Raw genomic sequence first — 5,348 nt, 5'->3', positions numbered from 1 at the left:
CGATCTCATAGGTCACCCCGTCAAGCCCGAATTCGACCGTTTCGTCGGCTGCGCCCGCACCGTCGAAATCATCGACCAAGGTGACGGTCACTTTTTTCGCCATTGGCTTACCCTCGCGTTTCGTCCTGAGCAGTTGCTGTGCAGATTGGTTTAGGACCTCCCCGTCCACTAATCTCCCATATTAACGCAGCATACTCAATCGCGACGCGGGGCGTACAGCCGAACTATCAGCCCGAGTGCGGCCGAACAATCGGGAACAAAACTGTCTCTCTAATTGACAGGCCGGTCAAAGACATCAACAAGCGGTCGATCCCCATTCCGGTGCCCGTGCACGGCGGCATCGCGTACTCCAGGGCGGCGAGGAAATCCTCGTCGAGCTGCATGGCCTCGTCGTCGCCGGCGGCGGCGGCGCGCGCCTGCGCGGCAAATCTCTCGCGCTGCACCACCGGATCGTTCAATTCGGAGTAGCCGGTGGCCAATTCTATGCCCCGCACGTAGAGGTCCCACTTCTCGGTGACGCCGGCGACACTGCGATGCTGGCGCGTCAAAGGCGTTGTCTCGACTGGAAAGTCCCTGACGAAGGTGGGCGCGGTCAGCGTGTTGCCCACCTGGTGTTCCCACAGTTCCTCGACGAGCTTGCCGTGCCCGAAACCACGATTTCCAGGAATCTCGACCCCGAGCCGACCGGCGATCGCGGTGAGCCGCTCGACCGTCGTTTCCGGGGTGATCTCTTCGCCGAGCGCCGCCGACAGCGACGGATACATTTGTATCGACGCCCATTCTCCGTCTATGTCGTAGACACTGCCGTCGGGCAGCGGCAGTTGTCGGGTGCCGATCGCCTCATCGGCCACCTCTTGAATAAGCTCCCGGGTGACGACCGCCGAATCGTCATACGTTCCATACGCCTGGTAGGTCTCCAACATGGAGAATTCCGGAGAATGCGTCGAATCGGCGCCTTCGTTTCGGAACACCCGATTAAGTTCGAAGACCCTGTCGAAACCGCCGACTACGCAGCGTTTGAGGAAGAGTTCCGGGGCGATCCGCAGGTAGAGATCCATGTCGAGAGCATTGGAATGGGTGACGAACGGCCGGGCCGCCGCGCCGCCGGCCAGTGTCTGCAAGATCGGGGTTTCGACTTCGAGAAAGCCACGCCGCTCCAGCGCGCCGCGTATCGCCCGGACCACGGCGATCCGCTGGCGGGCGACCGCTCGCGCCTGGGGCCGCACGAGCAGGTCGACGTAGCGCTGCCGCACCCGGGACTCTTCGTTCATCTCCTTGTGCGCGACGGGCAGCGGCCGCAGGGACTTGGCCGCCATCTGCCAGGAGTCGGCGAGGACCGACAACTCGCCGCGACGGGAGCTGATCACGGTGCCGTGCACGTACACGATGTCGCCGAGGTCGACGTCGGCCTTCCACGCGTCGAGCGCCTCCCTGCCGACCTTGTCGAGGCTGATCATCACCTGCAGCGTGGTGCCGTCGCCGTCCTGCAGGGTCGCAAAGCACAACTTTCCGGAGTTGCGGGCGAATATCACCCGGCCCGCGACGCCGACGACGTCCTCGGTTGCGGTGTCGACCGGAAGGTCGGGGTGGGCGTCGCGGACCTCGGCCAGGGTGTGGGTGCGCACGATCTCGACCGGGTACGGCTCACGCCCCTCCGCCAACAGGCGGGCACGCTTGTCCCGGCGGATCCGGAACTGCTCGGGAAGGTCTGGGTCGGCGGCACTCACGACGAGCCAGCTTAATTGACCTGTCGCGGAGCCCGGTCGGCGGCGGGCCGCCGCAGCGGCCGGGCCGTCAGCGCGCCGTCTTCAGGCGGCCGCGCTGGGTCTCCCGGTTGCGCTCGAAGACCAGCCGCAGGCCGTGCAGGGTCAGATGCTGGTCGTAGGTGGCGGCGGTCTGCAGTTCCGGGAGCAGCAGCGGCGCGGTGTGCCCGGTGGCCACGATGGTGACCTGGTCGCCCGAGAAGCCCTCCACGTCCTCGCGGATGCGGGTGATCAAACCGTCGACGAGCCCGGCAAACCCGAACACCGCGCCCGCCTGCATGCATTCGACGGTGTTCTTGCCGATCACCGAACGGGGCCGGGCCAGCTCGACGCGGCGCAGCGCAGCCGAGCGGGCCGCGGCGGCATCCGAGGAGACCTGCACCCCGGGCGCGATAGCGCCGCCGAGAAACTCACCTTTGGCCGACACCACGTCCACGCAGATCGAGGAGCCGAAATCGACGACGATCGCCGCGCCCGCGTACTTCTGAAATGCCGCCAGGCAGTTGACGATCCGGTCCGCGCCAACTTCTTTGGGGTTGTCGACCAGCAGCGGGATGCCGGTGCGTACCCCTGGCTCGATGAGCACGTGGGGCACCGACGGCCAGTACTGGTCGAGCATGACCCGCACCTCGTGCAGCACCGACGGGACGGTGGACAGGGCGACGGCGCCGGTCAGCCGTTCGGAGTCGTCGCCGATCAGGCCGTCGATCGTCAACGCCAATTCGTCAGCGGTGATTTCCGATTCGGTGCGGATCCGCCAGTGCTGCGAGACCTTGGCGTGCTCCTTCGAGCCGGACAACAACCCGACGACGGTGTGGGTGTTGCGAACGTCGATGGCCAGCAGCACGGCTACCCCACACCGATGCGCGGGTTCAGCAAGTCGGCGGCGTCAGCCGGGACGAACGCCGGGTCGTGGCCCAGGTCGACCGGCTTGTTGTCGGCGTCGACGAACACGATCCGGGGCCGGTAGCTGCGGGCCTGCGCGTCTTCCATCGTCCCGTAGGCGATCAGGATGACCAGATCGCCGGGGTGGACCAGATGCGCTGCGGCACCGTTGATCCCGATCACCCCGGTGCCCCGCTCGCCGGTGATCGCGTAGGTGACCAGACGGGCCCCGTTGTCGATGTCGACGATGGTCACCTGTTCGCCCTCGAGCAGGTCCGCGGCGTCCATCAGGTCGGCGTCGATGGTCACCGAGCCGACATAGTGCAGGTCGGCCTGCGTGACCGTGGCGCGGTGGATCTTCGATTTCAGCATCGTCCGTTGCATCAATTCCTCCACAGTGGTTGGACGTGTCGGTCCGGCCCGTCGGTGCCGGCGGAAGCTCCCACTTCGATAGAGACGTTGTCCAGCAGCCTGGTGCCGCCCAGCCTCGCGGCGATCAGCAGCCGGCCCGGCCCGCCGTCTCCCAGCTGGCCGAGGTCCGCGTCGCGCAGTTCCACGTAGTCGACTTCGATCGCGGGCACGGCACCGAGCACGGAGCGGGCCGCGTCCAGCGCGGCCACGGCGCCTGCCGTCGCGGCGTGCGCGCCGGCCGTCAGCGCCGCGGACAGCGTCACGGCCAGCTCGCGCTGGGTCGGGTCCAGGTAGCGGTTGCGCGACGACAGCGCCAGCCCGTCGGGCTCCCGGACGGTCGGCACCCCGACCACGGCGACGTCGACGTTCAGGTCGGCGACCATCTGACGGATCAGGACCAGCTGCTGATAGTCCTTCTCCCCGAAGAAGATGCGGTCCGGACGCACGATCTGCAGCAGCTTGCACACCACCGTCAGGACCCCGGCGAAATGGGTCGGGCGCGCGGCGCCCTCGAGCTCGACCGCCAGCGGACCCGGCTGCACGGTGGTGCGCAGCCCGTGGGGATACATCGCGGCGGCGGTGGGCGCGAACACCATCTCGACGCCCTCGCCGGATAGCAGCGCCACATCGTCGTCGAGCGTGCGGGGGTAGGCGTCGAGGTCTTCGCCCGCGCCGAACTGCAGCGGGTTGACGAAGATCGAGACCACGACCACCGAGCCGGGCACTCGCTTGGCGGCCCGCACCAGGGCCAGGTGACCGTCGTGCAGCGCCCCCATGGTGGGCACCAGCATCACGCGGCGCCCGGTCTGGCGCAGCGCCCGGCTGACGTCGGAGACATCGCGCGGCGCCGAGTACACGTTCAGTTCGCCCGGGCTGAAGACCGGCCGCGGCGTCCGGTTCATCCCGCCAGCACCTCGACGACATCGTCGGGGGCGTGCGCGCGCCGGGCGGTCCGCAGGGCGTTCACCCGGTAGGCGTCCGCCAGGTCGGGGTCGGCGCGCGCCAGCGCCGCCAGGTGCCCGGCGACCGCCGCCGCGTCCCCGCGGGCGACCGGGCCGGTGAGGGCGGCCTGGCCGCGTTGCAGGGTGTTGTCCAGCGCCGCCCGCGCCAACGGACCCACGATGCGTTCGGCGATGCCACCGGGCTGATCGTCGACGGACTCTCCCCCGCACGCGGGAGGTACCCCCAGCCCGAGCAGTTCCTGACCGCGCAGCGCGGCCCGCAACGCCTCGAGCGCATCGGCCAGCACGGTCACGATGTGGTTGCCCGCGTGCGCCAGGGCCGCGTGGTAGAGCACCCGGGCGTCCTCGCGGACGCAGAACGGCTCGCCGCCCATCTCCAGCACCAGGGACTGTCCCACCGCGTACCCGACGTCGTCGGCCGCGGTGATGCCGAAGCAGGTGTCCGGCAGTCTGGCGATGTCCTCGTCGGACCCGGTGAACGTCATCGCCGGGTGGATCGCCAGCGGTATGCAGTCGGGCGTCAGCGGCGCGAGCACACCGACCCCGTTGGCACCGGAGGTGTGCGCAACGATCGTGCCCGGCCGCACCGCCGACGTCGCGGCCAGACCCGCCACCAGGCCGGGAAGTTCGCTATCGGGCACCGCCAACAGCAACAATTCGGCGGCGGCCGCCACGTCCTGCGGCGGGACGATCGGGGTTTCGCGCAGCCACCGCTGCGCCCGGTGCCGGGACGCGTGGCTGACGGCGCTGCAGGCCACCACGACGTGGTCGGCGCGCTCCAGCGCGACGCCCAGGGCGGTTCCCACCCGGCCGGCCGAGATGATGCCCACCTTGAGCCGGGCTGGGCGCAAACCGTCGAACTGCACCATCGCAGACGACCTCACATAGGTGTTCGTTCGTTCCGGTCCCAGCCTCAGGGGTACCGGACGGTCACTAAGACTGTAGTCGATGGCCGGGTCCGGCCCAATATGACGGAGCTTTCAGCTCAGATGTTACGGCGGCGGCGCCGGCCACCCCCGGACGGTTCGACCTGCAACCGCGCCAGCAGGTCGGCCACGGACTGCCCACCGGAGGGCGGTCCGTCCGCGCCGTCGGCGCCGTCCGCGCCGCCGTGCCGGGGCGCGGGCTCGGGGGCCGGGGACGGAGCCAGTCGCGGCGGCTCGGCGGCCGACGGCGCCGGGGCCGGCGGCGGCGGTGGGGGCGGCGCGGCTGCGGGTGCGGTGACCGGAGGCGGGGCAGGTTCGTCCGGGGCGGTGAACCTGCGGACGCCGAAGTCGCGGTACTCCGCCGAATGGCGCGACCGCGAGCGGCGGCCCGACTCGCCATA

5 protein-coding genes and 2 pseudogenes are annotated in these 5,348 nt (G+C 69.4%); all 7 read right to left on the bottom strand.

What is annotated here, in order from left to right:
- Positions 1 to 103: pseudogene (gene lsr2, locus AC2VOR_RS15265) on the bottom strand (histone-like nucleoid-structuring protein Lsr2); the annotation flags it as partial.
- A gap of 124 nt (positions 104 to 227) precedes the next feature.
- Positions 228 to 1,727 carry a lysine--tRNA ligase gene (gene lysS, locus AC2VOR_RS15260; protein WP_369736685.1) on the bottom strand — a complete coding sequence of 500 codons (1,500 nt, stop codon included), beginning with the start codon at positions 1,725 to 1,727 and terminating at the stop codon, positions 228 to 230.
- Between the two features lie 67 nt (positions 1,728 to 1,794).
- Positions 1,795 to 2,610, bottom strand: a complete 816-nt coding sequence (locus AC2VOR_RS15255; RefSeq protein WP_486964058.1) for a type III pantothenate kinase — start codon at positions 2,608 to 2,610, stop codon at positions 1,795 to 1,797.
- 2 nt (positions 2,611 to 2,612) lie between these two features.
- Complete coding sequence (gene panD / locus AC2VOR_RS15250; RefSeq protein WP_369736683.1) at positions 2,613 to 3,032, bottom strand: aspartate 1-decarboxylase; 420 nt, start codon at positions 3,030 to 3,032, stop codon at positions 2,613 to 2,615.
- Positions 3,032 to 3,961, bottom strand: a complete 930-nt coding sequence (gene panC, locus AC2VOR_RS15245) for a pantoate--beta-alanine ligase (protein WP_369736682.1) — start codon at positions 3,959 to 3,961, stop codon at positions 3,032 to 3,034. The genes panD and panC overlap by 1 nt, the downstream gene beginning before the upstream one ends.
- The gene (locus tag AC2VOR_RS15240; protein WP_369736681.1) at positions 3,958 to 4,890 is read right to left on the bottom strand and encodes a Rossmann-like and DUF2520 domain-containing protein; all 933 of its coding nucleotides are present in this window, start codon (positions 4,888 to 4,890) and stop codon (positions 3,958 to 3,960) included. Before AC2VOR_RS15240 ends, panC begins: the two co-directional genes overlap by 4 nt.
- Before the next feature lie 116 nt (positions 4,891 to 5,006).
- Positions 5,007 to 5,348 (bottom strand): annotated as a pseudogene (locus AC2VOR_RS15235) (DUF6779 domain-containing protein); the annotation flags it as partial.

This window comes from Mycobacterium sp. TH-M103 (assembly GCF_057473785.1).
Note: the sequence above shows the minus strand (reverse complement) of the source record. Positions and strands in the feature narration are given on the sequence as shown.